Below are 18,422 nucleotides of genomic sequence, written 5' to 3' on the forward strand. Positions count from 1 at the left end.
CACCGGGTCGCCGCGATGATGCCCCGCCCGGAGAATGACCGGAAATACAAAACGCTTCCCGCGGCTGAAAACACCGGCAGGGGCGTTGAAGTTTTTTGGGAACCACAACTGCAACTGGGATCGACAGTAGCATGCGGTAGCGACCTATGTACGGTCAATAATTCCACTCTGTTCGTTGCGGTAAACACACTGCCAGCGCGGCACATTAAACCCTCATCCGGCGGTCATAGATATTAATCCACCCCGAGCGCAGCGTTCCAGGAGAAGCGGTCGACGTTTTGCAGCTCGGCAGCACAACTACTGCGGTGGCACTGTCCTGCCGGACGACGGCCCAACCAATCCGTGTGCCAGTCCCGACACAGACCAGGGCCGCGCAGCACAGCTTCTGCGCGGCACCGGATTCCCGATCTGGTAGGCGCGGACGCCGTGCGCCGGATCCCCGGGCCGGGGCCAAGGCATTCGGCGGGCGGTCACGCGGCCATCGCATGAGGCAGCACGGCCGCTGTCCGGATCGGAAGGGGCAGTCAACGCGGGGCCATCCCGGCGAGGCGCCGGACTCCTGGTAACCAACGCGCTACGGCACCAGCGGACGCGGCCACGGCAGCCGGTTGGCTGGTAGGCCCGCATGTTCCGGTGTCGCGTATGCAGAACCGGGGAGTCGAGTGCTCACCGCGAGTGGTCGCCGGGCGGGCATCTCAGCCCAATCAGCCCGGGTCACCGCGCTCCGGCACGCCCCAGGGTGCCCCGACCTGAGTTGCGACGTTGGCCGGTGGTGCAGTCCGTGTAGCCGAGAGCCTTGGTGACGACCGGGGGTGGCGTGTGCTCGCCGCGCGGGCGAATCACCCCACCGGCAACGATGCGAGTGCGCCATTACTGCGCCGCATCGCGTTCCCTGCAGACGGTGGAGGCAGCTGGCACAGTAGCGATCCGCCCCACAAACCCAGCTCTGCGGCAGCCCGCGATCAACCGCTCAGACGGGTGACACGATGAGGCCGACCAATGCAGCTTCTCCGACGGCATCCTCGCGAACTCGGCCACTCGCATCATGATCCCGCACGCAGACGCGGTCCCGTCACGAACGGGAAGCCGAGAAGGCGTTCTTTGTCGACTGCCCACAATTCGCTGAATCAGCGTAGGCGCGGAGTCGACCGTTGCCCATCGCGCGCGACGCAACACACGCCACGACCCTGCTCCATGTACGGGACCGCCTTGCGGGCGGAGCCTCGACCCCGCGCACTCCTGTCGCGACGGTATGGCGCGGACCACCACCAGATAGATGACTACTCGTCAGCAAAGTCAGCATCGAGTCAGCATTCGTACCATCAAACGTCACCACACCCTGCTCTGCACGGGAGTCGCATCCAAGATCCGCAGCGCACGCCAAGGGCCAAGTGAGCAGCTACGAGTCGACCAGAAACGGAATTTGTCCGAAGCCAGCCAGCCTGAGGCCAGTTCGGGCGAACACCCCAGCTCAGCGCACCCTCCCCCGCGCCTTCAGCGGCACCACAGGCAGCTCCGGAGCTGGAATCGGAGGGCCGTCATAGCCCTTCACCTCGCCGAAGCGGGTCCCGTTCATCCAGTCCTCTCGGGCCTGTGCGATGTCCTCCTGGGAGCGTCCGATCCAGTTCCAGAACATGACGATCTCCTCCTCGAACGGCTCGCCCCCGAGGAGCATCAGCCCAGCATCGGAGAGCGCGCGCACCGGCAGTTCGGAGCGGCCGCAGCCCAGGTAGAGCATCGAGCCCGGCAGGACGGGTACGCCGTCGACCTCCGCCTCGCCGGACATGGACAGAACCGCGTACTCGAAGTCCGGGTCCAGCGGCAACCGGGCCTGGGCACCCTGCGCCAGCGCCAGGTCCGCGCCGACGATCGGGGTGTAGGCGGTGCCCGGCGAGACCGCACCGTCGAGTTCGCCCAGGATCACGGTGGCGGTGAGGCCGGGCGCCGTGACGGTGGGCAGGTCCACGTGGTGCTGGAAGTGCGGCTCGACGCTGCGGTGGGCTTCGGGCAGGGCCACCCAGAGCTGGGCACCGTGCAGAAGCCTGGCGTGCGACTTGGGGCTTTCCTCGGAATGGCTGATGGCCCGGCCCGAGGTCATCAGACCCAACTCGCGGGGGCGCACCGTCTGGAGACTGCCCAGACTGTCGCGGTGCAGAACCTCGCCGTCGTGGAGCCAGCTGACCGTCTGCAGCCCCATGTGGGGGTGGGGCGGTACCTGCATGCCGGGCTCGCCGGCGATGTCGTCGGGGCCGTAGTGGTCCACGAAGGCCCAGGCGCCGACCATGCGTCGCCCCAGGTTGGGCAGCAGGCGGCGCACCTCGGTGGACTCGCCGAGCTGGACGCGGCGCGGGGTGAGGAGTTCACGCACCGGTTCGGCGACGACGAAGCCCCGCCCTCCGCAGACGGAGAGTGCGGCCTGGCGATCGAGATTGCTCATGGCGCACAACCTATTCCCGTACGGGCGCGGAGGCCGGGTCCCCACGCCGAAAATTTAGTGGAATGTTAAACCACTATGCTGTGTTCTCATCCCTGAGCGAACGCGGACGGAGCCCTCGGGCGGCCCGCGCCGGAAGGAAACAGAAGGAGGACACGTGAGCGAGACCTATTACGAGTTCGGCACGGCCGCCGACCGGTGGGACCGGGCACAGATGTTCTTCGAGGCCAAGGAGTACCTGACGGCGGCCCGGATTCTGGGCGGGCTGGTCGAGGAGGTGCCGGAGCAGGTCGCCCCGCGGCTGCTTCTGGCCCGCGCCTACTACCACTCCGCCCGACTCGGCAAGGCCGAGGCCGAGCTGCGCGCCGTACTGGAGCGGGACCCGGTGGAGGACTACGCGCGCCTCATGCTGGGGCGCACCCTGGAGCGCCAGGGGCGGCACAGCGAGGCCGCGCCGCATCTGAGGATGGCTGCCGCGCTGACCGGCGACTTCGACTCCGGCACTTCCTGAGCCGAAGCCGACGGCGAAAGCGAAGGCGAAGGCGGCCTCGTCCGGAGCGGGAGCCCGGGTGATACAGGGGCGGGCCGGAGCGTCCCCGGGCCCGCCTCGGCCCGGCCGTGGTGGTGGGCAGCGGCCCAGCACCACGGCGCCCCCGTTATCTTTTTCGCGGTCCTGCAACGGGGCCGCTGGCCTCCGGGCTCGGCATGACTGTGTCCCCCTGTCGAAGGAATGACCTGGGGGGTGGTGTCACCGGGCCCGGGGGTGTTCGTCGGAGACGCTGATCAGAGGTCCGGCCACCGTCCGGTCCGGCGCAATGCCGGACAGTTCGCGGGCGGTAGGTCTGCATAACGTGGATGCGCGAGCACGACACCCGAGCCGAGGCCAGCACCGTCAACACCCTGGAAAGGGCACGATGTTCGAGATCGAAGACGTGGGCGTGTTCCTCGGTTTGGACGTCGGCAAGTCCGCTCACCACGGCCATGGGCTGACGCCGGCGGGCAAGAAGGTCTTCGACAAGCCGCTACCCAACAGCGAACCGAAACTGCGGGCCGTCTTCGACAAGCTGACCGCGAAGTTCGGCACCGTCCTGGTCATCGTGGACCAGCCCGCCTCCATCGGTGCCCTGCCGCTGACCGTCGCACGCGACGCCGGCTGCCGCGTCGCCTACCTGCCCGGCCTGTCCATGCGCCGGATCGCCGACCTCTACCCCGGAGAGGCCAAGACCGACGCCAAGGACGCGGCCGTCATCGCCGATGCCGCGCGGACCATGCCGCACACCCTGCGCTCGCTGGAACTGACCGACGAGATCACCGCCGAGCTGACCGTGCTGACCGGCTTCGACCAGGACCTGGCCGCCGAGGCCACCCGCACCTCCAACCGGATACGCGGCCTGCTCACCCAGTTCCACCCCTCCCTGGAACGCGTCCTGGGACCGCGCCTGGACCACCAGGCCGTCACCTGGCTCCTGGAGCGTTACGGCTCCCCGGCCGCCCTGCGCAAGGCCGGCCGCCGCAGACTCGTGGAACTGATCCGCCCGAAGGCCCCACGCATGGCCGCCCGGCTGATCGACGAGGTCTTCGACGCGCTCGATGAGCAGACCGTCGTCGTCCCTGGCACCAGCACCCTGGACATCGTCGTGCCCTCCCTGGCCGCTTCCCTGACCGCCGTGCACACCCAGCGCCGGGCGATGGAGGCCCAGATCAACGCCCTGCTGGAGGCCCACCCTCTTTCCCAGGTCCTGACCTCGATGCCCGGCGTCGGCGTCAGGACCGCCGCTGTCCTGCTGGTCACCGTCGGCGACGGCACCAGCTTCCCCACCGCCGCCCACCTCGCCTCCTACGCCGGCCTCGCGCCGACGACGAAGTCGTCGGGCACCTCGATCCACGGCGAACACGCACCCCGAGGCGGCAACCGGCAGCTCAAACGGGCGATGTTCCTGTCCGCCTTCGCCTGCATGAACGCCGATCCGACCTCCCGCGCCTACTACGACAAGCAACGCGCCCGCGGCAAGACCCATACCCAAGCCCTCCTCCGCCTCGCCCGCCAACGCATCAGCGTCCTGTTCGCCATGCTCCGCGACGGCACCTTCTACGAGTCACGCGTCCCCGAAACAGCTACCGCATGACCAGCCTCGGACTTGCGTAGCTGAACCAAACGGCCTCACAGGCAGTCGCATCCTGTGGAGTAGAGCAGCAGGAAGAGGGCCGTCATGGCGGTCACGGTGAAACCGACAGCGGTCAGGGCGGCGAGGCCCCGACGGCGCCCCTTCGCGGGGGTGCGGAAGGTCTGCCAGGCGCCGTGGGCGAGGAGGAGGCTGAGCAGCCCAGCCCCCGCGATGGTGAAGCGCGGGCTGAGGGACCAGCTCAGGTAGGCGATCAGAGCCAGGCAGCCGAGCAGGGCACAGGCGAGCAGGCTGAGGATCACCTCGGCGACGGCTTCTCCCAGCGCCTCGACCAGGAAGTCGCCGACGCCTTTCGCTGCCCTGCGGACCCCCATGACGCTCCTCCCTCTTGCGTCGAGGCCCCGAGCGGGGCCTGGTATGGAGGACCCCCGCCGAGCCGGAATGGTTGCCGGGGTGCTCAAGAGTCGCCTACTGCGGCACACGGTCACACCTTGACGAAGGACATAGAGGCACCCCCCCCCGGTCCGGGTCGTTGGCGGTGGCGGCGACGGTGGCGACGAGTCGACAGGTCGACGGGTCAACTGTTCAGGCCGTCGGCCCGTCCGCCGGAAGCGAGTTCGCCACGCGGTCCAGCCACTCCGTCATCAGGGCCGCCTCCGCGGTACTGAGTCCCGATTCATGGGAGTGGCGCAGCAGAGCGCTCAATCGGGCCGCCGTCGAGGGGACTCCGGCTTCCGTCGGACGGCTCGGGGTCGCGTCCGGAGTGAGGACGGCCGCGTGCACGGCGTCGCGCACCCTTCTGGACATGGCGTTGTCGGAGAAGGTCGCCGGGCGGGCCACGAGCATCAGGGCCACTCCCGTGTTGGCCGACATGATCATCTGCGCCGCGAGTTCCGGGGCGACACGCAGCCTTCCCACCGCGGCTGCCCGGGTCAGATCCCTGGTGAGGATCCGGTGGGACTCACGTGCGGCCTCCGGCGGCGTGCGCATCGCGGGTGAGTTCATCAGCCGGTAGAGGTTCGGGTTGCGAAGGGCGAACTCCACATGGCTGTCCCAGCCGTTGCGCAGGTCCTCGACGGGGTCCGTGGTGTCGTCGCGTTCCCGTTTGGCCGCCAGATACTTGTCGAATCCATGATCGACGACCGCCGACAACAGACCTTCCTTGTCCCCGAAGTGCCGGTAGAGGGCAGGGGCTCCCACCTGCGCCGCCTCGCACACCGCACGCGTGGAGATGTCACCGTCGGGCGACTCCCTCACCAAGTCCGCCGCCACTTCCAGAATGCGTGTTCGCGTGCTCATCGAACGGACGCTATCAAGCGGCATGCGGCGTCAGCAGGTCGTCCAGGACGATCCGTCCGTGGAAATCCGCGCGGACGCGGTCGGCGACCGCGCTGACCGCCTCGCTGCCGTCGTCTCCAGGATCGATGTGTACGCGAGGGCGCTTCCCGTGCTCGGCGTCCACGAGTCGGACGATGGCGTCGGCGACCTGTGCGGCATCGGCATCGGCATCGGCGGGAGTAGGAACGGCCGGCCGCTGGGACACCTGCTCCATCAGGCCGACGCAGAGCTCTTCGTAGTCCGGGACCATTGACCGGTCGGCCGGACGCCGGCCCGTGACGAAGTGGTTGATTACCGAGGTGAAGGAGCCCGGCACGCCACTGGTGGTCTCGATGCGGAAACGCGCCGACTCGGCGGCACAGGAGACGGCCAGGGCGTCCATGAAGGACTTGGCGGAACTGGCGGAACTGGCGGAACTGGCGGACTTGGCGGCGAAGCGGGGGGCCGGACAGGGCGGCGTACCGCCCCTGGTGGACGTGGAACCCATCCACACCACCAGCCCGCGCCGCCGGCTTCTCAGCTGTGGCAGCGCGGCCCGGTTCACGCGCTGGGTACCGAGGACATCGGTGTCGTGGACCGCCGCGACTTCCTCGGGGGTGAACACCTCGGTGGGGCCGGTGACCATGTGCCCGGCGCCGTGGAGGAGTACGTCGAGACGGCCGGCCTCGGTGACGGCCGCGGAGATCGCAGCGTCCGCCGACTCCCGGGACAGCACATCCGGCTCCGCGGTGCGCAGGTCCACCCCATGCCCGGCGGCGTAGGCCGCCGCCTCGGCGACCCGGCCAGCATTGCGCGTGGTGGTGTTCCGCATGGCGGCGCAGACGATGTGGCCCGAGCGGGCCAGGGCCCGAGCCGCCAGGGCTCCGAAGCCGGAACCCGCACCGGTGATGACGATGACCTTGCTCATGGGGCTGCTCCTCGGTCGGGGCATGCGCACGGGATGAACAGCGGCGCGCGAGAGATACGGGGGGACCGCGGCCCGGCCAGCGCCGAAAACCGCAGGCCAATGGCTGCCCGCCATCCCGCCGTCCGCTGTCCGCCGTCGGAAGCGGCCGTCAGACGATGCCGCCGTTGGCACGCACGACCTGCCCGTTGACCCAGCGCGCCGGACCCGCGAGGAACGACACGACCTCCGCGATGTCCTGGGGCGTGCCCAGTCGCTCCAGCGGCGGCTGAGCGGCCATCCTCGCGACGGTCTCCTCGTCCTTGCCGTCCAGGAACAGGGCCGTGGCGGTAGGCCCGGGGGCCACGGCGTTGACCGTGATGTCCCGGCCGCGCAGCTCGCGGGCAAGGATCAGCGTCATGGCCTCGACGGCCCCCTTGGTGGCCGCGTAGGCGCTGTATCCGGGAAGGGAGAGCGACAGCACCGAGCTGGAGAAGTTGATGACGGCCCCGCCGCCCCGCAGGCGCCGCGCGGCCTGCTGGTCGACGACGAATGTGCCGCGGATGTTGGTGCGGTACATCCGGTCGAGCGCGTCGAGTTCCAGCTCGGCCAGCGGCGCGAGTGCCATGACGCCTGCGGCGTGCACAACGACGTCGATGCCCCCGAACGCCTCCTCGGCGGCGTCGAAGAGAGCCGCGACGGCGATCTCGTCGGCGACGTCGGCCCGGTGCGCGACGGCCTGTCCACCCGCGGCCGTGATGGCCGCGACGGCGGCCTCGGCCTCGGTCCGGTTGCCCGCGTAGTTGATCACGACGGCGAAACCGTCGGCCGCGAGCCGTTCGGCGCTCTCCCGGCCGATTCCCCGGGACCCGCCGGTGACAAGGGCGACGCGCGGTGCGGCAGCCGTGGCGGAGGCAGTGGTGTGGTCAGTCATGGTCTCGCTCCCGATGACACAGGGGTCGGCGTTCCGCGAACCCGATGACATCAACGCTAACATCCATACGGTATCGATGCTACCTTCACTGCCGGTGACGCCGATAGCGTCGCTCCCCCTCCGCCGCATACGACGGAACCCGCCGGGATGATCCCCGGCGGGTTCTTGTCCGCCCAGCAGTCCTGCCCGACCGGCAGTACCACCGGCAGATCAGGCGGTCGCAGGTCAGCCGGTCAGGTCACCGCACCGGCCGTGTCGCGCGACACCGCGCCGCCGCCCGTTGGCGCCCCCGTCCCGGGCGCCAGCAGGCGTTCGGTCAGATAGCCGAAGACCAGGCCGAAGACGGCCCAGAGTGTGGCCTGAATGGCCAGCGTGGAGAGCCGGAACTCCCACAGGAGGGCGGCCGGGAAGTCCCTGCCGACCTCGTTGACCGAGGGCAGGAACGCGTAGGCGACCCCGATCAGCAGGACGAATCCGGCAGCCGCGACGATGGTCGCGTTCCAGTTGCCCAGGCGAGGCGCGAGACGTCTGCCGAGGATGACGGCGGCGACGGCCAGCAGGACACCGAGGGCGACCATCAGGAAGAACAGGGTGGTGCGCTTCCCGATGGTGTCGGGGTTGCCGACAGCCGGCGGGTTCGCCGGGTATTTCAGGAACGGCACGACGTACACCGTCAACAGGGCGGCGCCCGCGATCAGCGCCGCCGTGGCCCGCGGGCCGAAGTTGCCGATGCGCCCGAGGGCGTAGCAGAAGACAAGAGCGGCGATGCCGCCGATCGCCACGCCGAAGACCAGGATGCCGGTGGCGAGTCCGCCGGTCGCCTGCATGGTGCGGCTGACGAGCTCCTCGCCGCCGCCGTGGTCATGGCTGTGGGCCTCTTCCAGCGCGATGGCGGCGTCCACTTGGGACTCGCCGAGGAAATAGGCGACGACAAGAGCCGCCGCGCCCGCGATCAGGCCGGCCAGCATGCCGCGGACGAGCAGGGCTCTGACAGATATGGAGTTCACGAGAGTTTCCCCTGTTTTCTCAGTGGCAGGGGAAGCCGAGCAGATGACGACCGTCGTGGACCCATTCGTGGACCCCTTCGCCGGAGATGACCGCGGTGGCCCCCTGCTCGGCGCCGACGAAGTACAGCAGAACGAGCATGAGAATGCCGAAGAAGACCGCCCAAGGGGCAATGGCCTTCGCCGAGATGGGGGTGATCGCAGATGCGCCGGTCGCCGGGGCAGCGGACTGTGCCATGGCAGAACCTCCTGTGGGAACACGCGTCCCTGTCGTGGTGCCTCAGACGACGGTGCTGGGTCTGACTTCCCGTACGGGTACGGGTACACAGTGGCGCGACCGTGCCGGACTCTCACCGGACTTCCGTCACACCCTCGTCATGGTCGACGCGACCCTACCGCCTGCACGCGGACACCGCCATGGTGCAATCGGCATGGCCGCGGCCCCGGGAGACCGTGGGAAACCGCGCCGTGGGGACCACGGTCGAGGGAGTGGAGGCAGAGCGTGACGGTACGGGTGATGTTGGTCTCACCTGCCATGAACGCCGCGCTGCGGGAGGCCCGTTTCGACGGCGACGGCCCCCTGGACCGGGCCAGCGAACAGCGTGCCCGCGCCGCCGCGGGCACGACGCCGACGGCGGGCCGCTACGCGAGCGGCCCTTCGGAACGGTGCCTCCGGACGGCCGAGGCGCTCGGTCTCGCCGTCCGGCACGAACCGGACCTCGCCGACTGGGACTTGGGACGCTGGCGCGGCCTGCGCCTGGACGAGGTGGCCGGGCGGGAGCCCGAGGCGGTGGCCGAGTGGCTCGGCGACCCTGTGGCAGCCCCGCACGGCGGTGAGTCCCTGCGGGATCTGACCACCCGGGTCGGTGGCTGGCTCGCGGCCCAGGCCGATGCCGAAGGCAGCGTGCTGGCGGTGGCCGGCCCCTCGGTGGTACGGGCGGCGGTCGTCCATGGACTGGCTCTGCCGACGGCAGCGTTCTGGCGGCTCGATGTCGCCCCCTTGTCGCTCACCGAGCTCAGCGGCCGGTCCGGGCGGTGGAACGTACGGCTGGGGCAGCCGTTGACGGCGCGGGACAGCTGAACCCCCGGCGGTGCGACCGGGGGTACAGCCGACCGGGAGAACAGCCGCTTGCCGCCGCGCGGGCGGCCGCCTCAGCCGTGCGGCACCAGGACTGCCGTGGCGGCGATGCCGTCCTCGACCCGCCATCGGCCCCGCAGCGTCGGTGGCAGCGCGGGGTGGGTACGCAACAGGCGTGCGCTCAGGGTGCCTTCGGTGCCCCCGCCCTCGGCCCGGTGGAAGGTGATGTCCGCCTCGTCGAAGTCGAGTTCGGTCCCCGTGATCGGGTACCACGCCTTGAACACGCTCTCCTTCGCGCTGAACAGCAGGCGGTCCCAGTGCAGCGCACCGTCGTCGCCGGGCGGGGGCGGGAAGTTCCAACGGCGTTCGGAAGGAAGTGAGATCAGGGCCCCGACACCGGCGGGCAGCGGAGCGTGCGGCTCGGCGTCGATGCCCAGGCTCAGCGCGTCCGTCGCCCGCGTCAGCGCCGCCGCCCGGTAGCCCTCGCAGTGCGTGAGGCTCCCGATGATCCCCTCGGGCCACAGCGGCGCACCGCGTCGGCCGCGCAGCACCGGAACGGGAGGCAGGCCGAGGCCCGCCATCGCGCGACGGGCGCAGGCGCGCGCGGTCGCGAAGTCGTTGACGCGCTTGGGCACGCTCCTGGCCACCAGTTCCTCCTCCTCGGGGAACAGGATTCCGTCCGGCACCGTCTCCTCACGGGTGGCGGCACAGGAGACGTACTCGGGGAACAGCCGCTCGATCACGAGGCACCCTCGGACGTGGTGCGGCTCGGTTCGTGCCCTTGGGCGGGTGCGCCGTCCGGGGTCGCGGGGCGTTCCTCGTACGGGAGGATCTGCCGCAGCAGGCCGCGCGGATGTCCGCGCTTGCGCCACTCCCTGGGGTAGCCGATCGAGACCTCCTCGAAGCGCACCCCGTCGTACCAGGTGGTCCGGGGGATGTGGAGGTGTCCGTAGACGACGGCCGCGACGTTGAACCGGCGGTGCCAGTCCGCGGTGAGTTCCGTGCCGCACCACTGGACGAACTCCGGGTACCACATCACCGAGGTGGGTTCCCGTACGAGGGGCCAGTGTCCGGCGAGGACGAGCGGGATGTCCGGGTCGTGCGCGGCCAGTCGGCGTTCGGTCGCCGCGACGCGGGCCCGGCACCAGTCGTCCCGGCCGGGGTACGGGTCGGGGTGCAGCAGGTACTCGTCGCTGCAGACGATGCCCGCCTTGTGCGCGATCGCCAGCGACTCCTCCTTGGTCCGCGCTCCGGGGGCGCGGAAGGTGTAGTCGTACAGGAGGAAGAGCGGGGCCACCGCCACCGGGCCTTCCGGGCCGGGCCACAGGGGGAACGGATCTTCGGGGGTCGTCACCCCGAGGCTCCGGCACATCTCGACGAGGTGCTCGTACCGGGCCTGCCCGCGCAGGCGTACGGGGTCCTTGTCCATCGTCCACAGCTCGTGGTTGCCGGGGGTCCACACCACGTGGGCGAAGCGTTCGGCGAGGAGTTCCAGCGCCCACCGGACATCGTGCGGCTGCTCCGCCACGTCGCCCGCAACGATGAGCCAGTCCTCGTCCGACGTGGGGTGCAGCGACTCGACGATGGCCCGGTTCTCGGAGACCGCGGCATGCAGATCGCTCACCGCGAGGAGACTGCCCCCTCCGTACGAGGGGTGCGCGGCGTCCGGAGAATGCGCGAAGGACGTGGTGTGGGGGGCGGGGTCGCTCGCAGGAGTTCGAGAAGTCATGGAGGTCGATTCCCCATCTGTCGGTCGGCGTACGACTCCGCGCGCACGGTGCGGGGTCAGGGGAAATCTACCGTCCCGCACGCTCCCGGTGGTCTCGAACGCAGTCCTCGTCCATGGCTCCGTGCCGCACGGCCGGGCCCGGACTCCCGCACCTCCTGTCGGGCCGGACCGGCCGGTCCGGCCCGACAGGAGAACCGCCGCCGCGGCCGCCCCCGGCCCGACCGGGGCGGCGACGACTGCCGACCGCTGCCGCAGGGCGTCCGTCAGCCTCGGCCCGCGGCAAGTTCGGTGGCGGGGCGGCCGTTCGGCGGGGGCGGCACGGTCCGACCGGACGCGGCGGTGGTGGAAGAGGCCGGTGTGGATGCCGGGGGCGGCACCGCCGCGCCAACCGCTCCGGTCGGCTTCCCCGGGGGCTTGCGGCGGCCGGCCGGCCGTGCGGAGCGCCGGGGCGCTCCCCCGTACACCGGAATCCTGAGCAGGGCGAAGACCGCGAGGAGTGCGCCCGCCGACGGTACGAGTCCGGCGAGCGGGTGCAGCAGCCCCGCGTACACCAAGGTCCCCGTGAGTGCCCCGACAACCGCGCCGAAGCCCAGGACGACCGCCACGCCCGGTGCGGTGAAGCGGATCCGGCGCAGGCGGTGGGCGATGTGATCTCCGCCGTCCGGGAGCAGTGGCCGTGAGGCCCGTCGGCGCGACACCAGCACGAGCGCCGTGTCGGCAACGGCCACCACCATCAGGACCGGCAGTGCCACCCACGCGGCACGCTCCGGTGGCGCCGCCGCATGGAGCAGCACGACGGAGCCCGCCAGCACGAACCCGGTGAACAGGGAGCCGCATTCGCCGGGAAAGATCCGCGCGGGGTGCCGGTGGTGAACCAGCGACCCGGTGAGGGCGGCCACGAGTACGGCCAGCAGCAGGACCACACCGGACCGGCCGTCGAGGACCGCGCAGGCGAGCAGGCCGGTCGCGGTGACAACGGCGACGGTGGCCATCGCACCGTCGGAATTGTCCAGCGCACTGAAGGCGTTGGTGAGGAACACGATCCAGAGCGCGGCGAGCACGGCCACCATCGGGGACAGCCCGGCGATGGAGACGAAGACGGCCGCGGCGACCGCCTGTGCCGCCAGCCGCAGCCAGGGGTTGAGCGGCTTCAGGTCGTGGACGAGGCCGAACGCCGCGAGGGCGCCGGACACGGCGACCAGCGGCAGGACGGGGGCGCCGGGTTCCGCGAGCCCCAGTTCGGATCCGGCCCAGCCGACGCCGGTGACGCTCAGGACTGTCACCACTCCGCCCAGGTACGGCATCGGCCGGGCGGGCCGCTTGCGGCCGTCCGGGCGGTCCGGCCCTCTGCGGCGGAGCGTTGTTCTGCGGATGCCCGCGGTCAGTATCACCGTGATGAACAGCGCGACCACACCGGAAGTGATGATCCCCACCACGTTCACCTGCCCTGCCTTTCCTGACACGTGCCCCTGCGGCGACCGGCGCTCCGGGTCCGGCTCATCCGTCGCAGCACTCTGCACACATCGGTGTCGCACGTTCGTTGCGGTCTCGGAGCGATGCGTGACGCCACCCGAGTGGAGTCGTCCCACAACTTAAGGCTCGAATGTCACAATATGCCCCGAATAACACGAAAAACTCGACACTGATTGAGGTTCCGTCAGAAATGGTCACGCCGGACTCGGTTCCGGCACGCCATCGGCGGCCCCGACGGTCCGGCGTTCCTCCGTCGCGTGCTGTGTGCTTTCGGGGCCGCCCCGGTCCGCGCAGGCGGAGGATCCCGGAGCAGGTGGTGACGGGAGCCGGTGAGGACGTGGTGACGGGAGGCGGTGGCTCGCGGTGCGTCCCTATCGGTCGTCCGAGGACTGACCGCTGATCAACTTCAGCAACGCGGCGTGCGTTTCCCGGTCGGCCGCCACGACCAGGCCGCCCGCACCGGTGTGCAGAGGCTGGCCGTGGATGCCGGTGACCACGCAGCCGGCCGCCTGGCAGAGCGCGATCCCGGCGGCGAAGTGCACGCTGTCACGCAGGTCGCCGTCGGTGACGTAGGCGGCCCGTCTGCCCGCTGCCACCCAGGCCACCGCGAGGGTGGTGGAGACGACGCGCGGCCGGAAGCGCTCGATGAACCCCGGGTCGTCGAGGAGGCGGGCCGCCCTGAAGCCGGGCGCGTTGGGGAACGGTGGGTCGAGGTTGACATCCACCAGATGCGAATCGGGCGACGGCACCGACTCCGCGTCCCTGCCGCCGCTGCGCAGGTGGGTGCGCTCGCCGTCGGTCCAGAACACCTCATCGGTGAAGGGGTCGGCCGATGCGGCCGCGGTGATACGGGTCCCGACGCGGAGGGCCACATTCACCGCGACCAGCATGTTGCGCACGGCGTAGTTCAGCGTGCCGCACAGCGGATCGACCAGCCAACCGCGCTCCGCGCCGTCCGCGCCGGTGCGCCCGCTCTCCTCGCCGGTTACGGCGTCGTCGGGCCGTGCGGTCCGCAGAACACCCAGGATGGCCTTCTCGGCTTCCAGGTCCGCGGTGGTCGCGAAATCGGCCGCGGACTTCTCGTACCGCTCCAGGGTCTCCCCGTACAGCGAGCGGACGACGGCCGCCCCCGCCCGTGCTGCCGCTACCGCCAGTTGTGCGTCCGTCTTCGCGTCCATGATCGACATGCGCGCAGAATAGCCACTCCCCTCTTCCGGCAGGGCGGCTCCGACCGGCGTCGGCCCGCCCCGGGCCGTCGGAGCATTGGGCCGCTCCCCCGGGGTTCGCTCCTCGCACCCGCCGGCGCGAGGCCCCTGCCGCGGTGACTGAACGGCCACCTGAACAGCCACCTGAACATTCATGGGAACAGACGCCTGGGCGCAGGCATCCCATCTGGGGTTATGGCAAGAGCGGACTTGCCGAGGTGGGTCGGTTTCCTGCAACACCCCAGGCGCGAGAGCAATGTGGAAGATGTGGCCCCCCTGAGACATAGCTACTTTGCTAAGTGACGGAAAGCGAAGGAAGTGCCTTCCGGCACGATATGTGAAGACTGCCAAGGCTCCGTCGGCCATCGGAAGCGCCATTGCCGTGGTCGTGCGCGATGCCATCTGACACGACCGAACACGAGGTCACCGATGCGCGGTGGAGGCGGACAGCCGTGCCACCGCCCGGCCGTATCCGGGCCGATGGATCACTGGGGTGGGGATGCGTAGATTCGCTGTGCGGGCCGAGATCGGAACCGTCGGCTTCTCACCGGTGCGAGCCCTGATCAACACGGGTGCCACGGCAACGTGGCCCCGGCAGGCACGCATCGGACTGAAGCTGGTCGCTCCCGACGACCCCGCGTGTGCCACGAACGAGGAAGAGGAGAACGCGACCGTACGGGGCCGGGCCCACGGCCCGGACAGGGTGCCGTACGGAGAGTGGGTGGTGCGCAGTCTCCGTGAGGTCGGACAGGCGTGGCTCGACCAGGTGGGCCCCTGCCGCGTCGACGTGATCGACGCGGAACTGCTCGACGACGGCAGCCGGTTGTTCTTCTCGGCCCTCGCCGAACTCGCCGAAGTGTCCGACGGGCTGATCACGGTGCACTGTCCGGCGGCCGGCCTCACCGGATCGGCCGTCCCCACCGTCCCCACCGTCCCGATCGGCCCGGTCGGTCTGGTGCCCGCCGTCGCGAGCGCCCGCGAGAGGCGCATCGAATACCTCGCGGCCTCCACCGGCCGGCTCAGCGGCGCGGAGGCCGACTTCCTGTACCGGCAGGCGCTCGGCTACCTGAGAACGGGGGACGGCTGGACCGCGGAGCGCATCCTGCGCGCGGTACTGCGGCTGCGCCCGACACCTGCCGTCCGAGCCAAACTACGGGCTGCCTGCGCTCTGCTCGGGCGGCCCCTGGACCCCGGACACCCCCTGGCGGGGCCGGAGTCGGGGCGGAGGCCGGAGCCCGCGTCGGGGCCGAGGCCGGAATCGGCGCCCGAGCACCATCCGCCCGGGCGGGCACCCGGGCACGCGCCGGAAGGCGCCGCCGGGGCGGCCGGGTGCGGCCCGCTCCGGCTGCACGCGGGCTGGGAGCGCGTGGAGCGGTGGGCGCGGACGGCCGGTCAGATCCACAAGAACGCGGTGCACAAGGCGCTCTTCGCCGTAGCCGACAGAACGGTGTTCCGCACGTACGAGACCTACGACGATGCCACACAACCGCTGGACTTCTTCGTCCCGGTGAGGGAGGGACTCGTTCTCAAGATCCATATTTGCGACCTGGAAAGCTTCGAGATCGCTCACGTCGGCCCGATCGACGAGGCGCCCGGAACCGGGAGGGAAATCGACCGAGCGGCGTGACAGGCTTCCCGGGCGGACGGGTGTTCATGCATCAACTCGGTGCCGAACAAGTGTCCTTGACAGGGTGCGGGGCCTGTGAAAATGTCGGCCGCACTTGCGCTACCTGGACTTCCTCTGTCAAGAACTCGGGGAGATTTGATGCCGCCACTGGAAGTATCCGGAATAGATGTTTCCTCACGGGTCCGGGCCCGTGACATCCAAATGGCCGGCGTCGCCGACATACGCCGCCACGTCCTGATGATCTCCGGTGCCATCGACACCGTCGATCACGACGTCTCGGTCTGCGTCAACCTCCCCGAGCCCGGCCGCTGGCAGGTCATCAAGTCCGAGACCAACCTGACGGACCGCACCTGGGTGGCCATGCAGGCCGCCACCGACGAGGACTCCGTCTTCGTCGACGACGCCGACACCCTGGTGATGTCACGCCAGTTCTCCAAGTCCTTCATCACGCCCGACCAGCGCCGCCTCACCTTCTACGGTGGCGAGGTGCGCCCCGGCGAGGCCGTGGTGAAGATGTACTCCCTGGAGACCACCGGCCGACGGCCCACCTACGCGTACTCCCGGTACAGCCCGATCGCCACCGACAGCCCGGAGATCACGGCCAGGACCCTCGAAGAGCTGGTCGCCGAGGGAATGCCCCAGCGACCGGTCATCGAGGTCATCGTTCCTGTGACGGTCATCGGGTGATCTCCTTCGTCCCCGAGCCCCACCTGCTGGACTCTCCGCGGGGCCGTGACTGGCCGCCCTCCCCCGGAGCGCACGGCACACGCACCACCCCGCCGCCCGCCACCGCGGACGTGGCCATCATCGGCGCCGGCCCCGCCGGCCTCGCGGTGGCCTCCGCGCTCTGGCACCTCGGCGTCCATGACGTCGTCCTCCTGGACCGCGAAGGGCGGGCGTGCGGACGGTTCTTCGACCGGGTCGACGTCCTCGGGCAGCGGGTCCTGCGCTCGCCCTACGAGCACCACCCCGGAGTCGAGGGCTACCGCGACTGCGAGCTGCTCGACTTCGCCCGCCTCCACTGGTCGCTGCTCACCCCCGTCGAGCGCCGCGAGATCCGCATGGCCCAGGCCGGGCACCGCTCCGTCGTGCCCGTCGACGTCTTCGAGGCCTACTGCAGGCACGTCGCCACCCTGCATCACGTGGACGAGCGCATCCGGCGGGCCTCCGTCCGTGAAGTACGGCCCACCGCCGACGGTGTCACCGTCCGCGGCGACGGGTTCGCGGTCAGCGCCGCGTACACCGTCCTCTGCCTCGGCGAGGAACGCCGTTCCGCGCCGGCCGACTGGTGGGACGGCGAGGCCACTCCGAGGAGCGTCAGCTACTGGGACGAACCCGTGCCCCCAGAAGCCCGGCGGCTGATCGTCGTCGGCTCCGGCCTCAGCGCGGCGCACCTCATCGCGAACGCCCTCGGCGACGGCAAGAGCGTGCACTGGGTTCTGCGCGCTTCCGAAGAACGCTACCAATGTGCCGATGTCAACGCGTCGTTCTTCCGTGCCGAGGGCAGGGCCCGTTTCGACGGGACGAGTTGGGAGGACCGTCAGATCCTGATGGGCGGACAGCGCCGGGCCTCGGTCATGTTCGAGTTCCGTCCCCTGCTGCGGAGCGCCGAGGCCGACGGACGGCTGACCGTGCACCGGGGCAGCACCATCACTGCCGTGACGCCCGAACGCGCCGGCCGCGCGGCCGTCCGGCTCGCGGGCGGCGAGCAGGTCATCGGCGACCATGTCGTCCTGGCCCTCGGCACCGCCGTCTCCAATGGTGAACACCTTCTGCCCGACGGAGTCACCGCGCCCCGTGACGGCTGGCCCGACCTCGACGAACAGACCCTGGCCTACCGCAACGCGCCCCGTGTGTTCGCGGTCGGCGCGGCAGCGGGCATGGTGCTGGGCCCCGCCGCCCGCAACATCGACGGGCACCGCGTCGCGACCGCCCGAGTGGCCACGGCTGTCGCCGCCCACCTGGAGTCGGCGGCCGTCCCGCTCCTCGCCGACGACCGAATGGCCGCCCGTGTCTGACCACGACGACTACGACTCCCGGTTCTCCCTCACCGCCGTGGACGAACCCGCGCTCACCGAGACGGGCGTCATGCTCATGGGTCTCGACGCCGAACGCCTGCTGGCCGGACTCGGCCTGGCCACCCTCGCCGACGATCCCGCCCAAGTGGCCCTGGCCGTCGACCGGGTCCGGCACGACGTACCAGCCTTCCCCGGCTTCGACGCCCTCGTCGATGCCGGCGCCCGCCACTGGCGCTCCATCCGCACGGTCATCGCCGCGGCGGGTTCGCGGCCACCGGCACCCGCCTCCCTCCGCAGGGCCTGGGACGAGGCCCTGCGCATGCTGACCTACTGCGACCTCGGCGAATCGGGCTCCGCCACCGTCGCCCACCTGGCGGCCTGCTGGCTGCGGCAGGACGAGATCGACCGGTTCGCCCAGCGCCTGGCACCCACGGGAAGCTGACGGACCCGGGCCCGGCACGTCCGGGCCGGTGCACAGGCCGGTCCGGCGCGCACAGCCGGTCCGGGCCGAAGCCGGTACCCGGAGCACCGCGGAAGGCGGGTGACGGCGCGGCCCGCGGGCCGGGCCACCACCCG

At 70.6% G+C, this 18,422-nt stretch carries 18 protein-coding genes; 7 read left to right on the forward strand and 11 right to left on the reverse strand.

From position 1 onward, the window contains the following. Positions 1 to 1,471: 1,471 nt before the first annotated feature. Positions 1,472 to 2,437, reverse strand: a complete 966-nt coding sequence (locus tag OG251_RS41930) for a pirin family protein (protein WP_326682521.1) — start codon at positions 2,435 to 2,437, stop codon at positions 1,472 to 1,474. A gap of 154 nt (positions 2,438 to 2,591) precedes the next feature. Here OG251_RS41930 and OG251_RS41935 point away from each other — a divergent pair, with 154 nt between their 5' ends. Further along, positions 2,592 to 2,945 carry a tetratricopeptide repeat protein gene (locus OG251_RS41935; protein ID WP_326682522.1) on the forward strand — a complete coding sequence of 118 codons (354 nt, stop codon included), beginning with the start codon at positions 2,592 to 2,594 and terminating at the stop codon, positions 2,943 to 2,945. 403 nt (positions 2,946 to 3,348) lie between these two features. Further along, positions 3,349 to 4,560: an IS110 family transposase gene (locus OG251_RS41940; RefSeq protein WP_326674933.1), complete on the forward strand. Its 1,212-nt coding sequence runs from the start codon at positions 3,349 to 3,351 to the stop codon at positions 4,558 to 4,560. Positions 4,561 to 4,595: 35 nt separating this feature from the next. Here OG251_RS41940 and OG251_RS41945 read toward each other — a convergent pair whose 3' ends face one another. From OG251_RS41945 to OG251_RS41970, 6 genes are all read right to left on the reverse strand, one after another. Further along, on the reverse strand, positions 4,596 to 4,931 hold the full coding sequence (locus OG251_RS41945) for a lysine transporter LysE (protein ID WP_124721702.1): 336 nt from the start codon (positions 4,929 to 4,931) through the stop codon (positions 4,596 to 4,598). A gap of 211 nt (positions 4,932 to 5,142) precedes the next feature. After that, positions 5,143 to 5,856 (reverse strand): TetR/AcrR family transcriptional regulator, encoded by a 714-nt coding sequence (locus tag OG251_RS41950; protein WP_326682523.1) that lies wholly within the window; start codon positions 5,854 to 5,856, stop codon positions 5,143 to 5,145. Between the two features lie 13 nt (positions 5,857 to 5,869). Further along, positions 5,870 to 6,802 carry an SDR family NAD(P)-dependent oxidoreductase gene (locus tag OG251_RS41955; RefSeq protein WP_326682524.1) on the reverse strand — a complete coding sequence of 311 codons (933 nt, stop codon included), beginning with the start codon at positions 6,800 to 6,802 and terminating at the stop codon, positions 5,870 to 5,872. A 148-nt stretch (positions 6,803 to 6,950) separates the two neighbouring features. Continuing rightward, positions 6,951 to 7,712: an SDR family oxidoreductase gene (locus OG251_RS41960; RefSeq protein ID WP_326682525.1), complete on the reverse strand. Its 762-nt coding sequence runs from the start codon at positions 7,710 to 7,712 to the stop codon at positions 6,951 to 6,953. A gap of 233 nt (positions 7,713 to 7,945) precedes the next feature. Continuing rightward, on the reverse strand, positions 7,946 to 8,719 hold the full coding sequence (locus tag OG251_RS41965; protein ID WP_326682526.1) for a CbtA family protein: 774 nt from the start codon (positions 8,717 to 8,719) through the stop codon (positions 7,946 to 7,948). A 19-nt stretch (positions 8,720 to 8,738) separates the two neighbouring features. Continuing rightward, positions 8,739 to 8,954: a CbtB domain-containing protein gene (locus tag OG251_RS41970; protein WP_266811471.1), complete on the reverse strand. Its 216-nt coding sequence runs from the start codon at positions 8,952 to 8,954 to the stop codon at positions 8,739 to 8,741. A 264-nt stretch (positions 8,955 to 9,218) separates the two neighbouring features. Between OG251_RS41970 and OG251_RS41975 the strand changes: the two genes are divergently transcribed. Next, complete coding sequence (locus OG251_RS41975) at positions 9,219 to 9,797, forward strand: histidine phosphatase family protein (protein ID WP_326682527.1); 579 nt, start codon at positions 9,219 to 9,221, stop codon at positions 9,795 to 9,797. Between the two features lie 71 nt (positions 9,798 to 9,868). On the opposite strand, the gene OG251_RS41980 is transcribed toward OG251_RS41975, so the two are convergent. The 4 genes from OG251_RS41980 to OG251_RS41995 form a co-directional block, all read right to left on the reverse strand. Then, the gene (locus tag OG251_RS41980; RefSeq protein ID WP_326682528.1) at positions 9,869 to 10,537 is read right to left on the reverse strand and encodes a 4'-phosphopantetheinyl transferase family protein; all 669 of its coding nucleotides are present in this window, start codon (positions 10,535 to 10,537) and stop codon (positions 9,869 to 9,871) included. Continuing rightward, complete coding sequence (locus tag OG251_RS41985; RefSeq protein ID WP_326682529.1) at positions 10,534 to 11,523, reverse strand: metallophosphoesterase family protein; 990 nt, start codon at positions 11,521 to 11,523, stop codon at positions 10,534 to 10,536. Before OG251_RS41985 ends, OG251_RS41980 begins: the two co-directional genes overlap by 4 nt. Before the next feature lie 263 nt (positions 11,524 to 11,786). Continuing rightward, positions 11,787 to 12,956 (reverse strand): MraY family glycosyltransferase, encoded by a 1,170-nt coding sequence (locus OG251_RS41990; protein ID WP_326682530.1) that lies wholly within the window; start codon positions 12,954 to 12,956, stop codon positions 11,787 to 11,789. A gap of 411 nt (positions 12,957 to 13,367) precedes the next feature. Beyond that, positions 13,368 to 14,183, reverse strand: a complete 816-nt coding sequence (locus OG251_RS41995) for an inositol monophosphatase family protein (RefSeq protein WP_326682531.1) — start codon at positions 14,181 to 14,183, stop codon at positions 13,368 to 13,370. 517 nt (positions 14,184 to 14,700) lie between these two features. On the opposite strand from OG251_RS41995, the gene OG251_RS42000 reads away from it, so the two are divergent. The 4 genes from OG251_RS42000 (at position 14,701) to OG251_RS42015 (ending at position 18,288) form a co-directional block, all read left to right on the forward strand. Beyond that, on the forward strand, positions 14,701 to 15,828 hold the full coding sequence (locus OG251_RS42000; protein ID WP_326682532.1) for a DUF6235 family protein: 1,128 nt from the start codon (positions 14,701 to 14,703) through the stop codon (positions 15,826 to 15,828). A 201-nt stretch (positions 15,829 to 16,029) separates the two neighbouring features. Beyond that, positions 16,030 to 16,515 carry a DUF6423 family protein gene (locus OG251_RS42005; RefSeq protein ID WP_073721169.1) on the forward strand — a complete coding sequence of 162 codons (486 nt, stop codon included), beginning with the start codon at positions 16,030 to 16,032 and terminating at the stop codon, positions 16,513 to 16,515. Beyond that, entirely contained in the window at positions 16,512 to 17,846 is a 1,335-nt protein-coding gene (locus tag OG251_RS42010) for an FAD-dependent oxidoreductase (protein ID WP_326682533.1), read from the forward strand. Before OG251_RS42005 ends, OG251_RS42010 begins: the two co-directional genes overlap by 4 nt. Next, a complete protein-coding gene (locus OG251_RS42015; protein ID WP_326682534.1) occupies positions 17,839 to 18,288 on the forward strand; it encodes a DUF6187 family protein in 450 nt (149 codons plus the stop codon). The genes OG251_RS42010 and OG251_RS42015 overlap by 8 nt, the downstream gene beginning before the upstream one ends. Positions 18,289 to 18,422: the final 134 nt, after the last annotated feature.

It is taken from the genome of Streptomyces sp. NBC_01237, assembly GCF_035917275.1.
Taxonomy (GTDB): Bacteria; Actinomycetota; Actinomycetes; order Streptomycetales; family Streptomycetaceae; genus Streptomyces.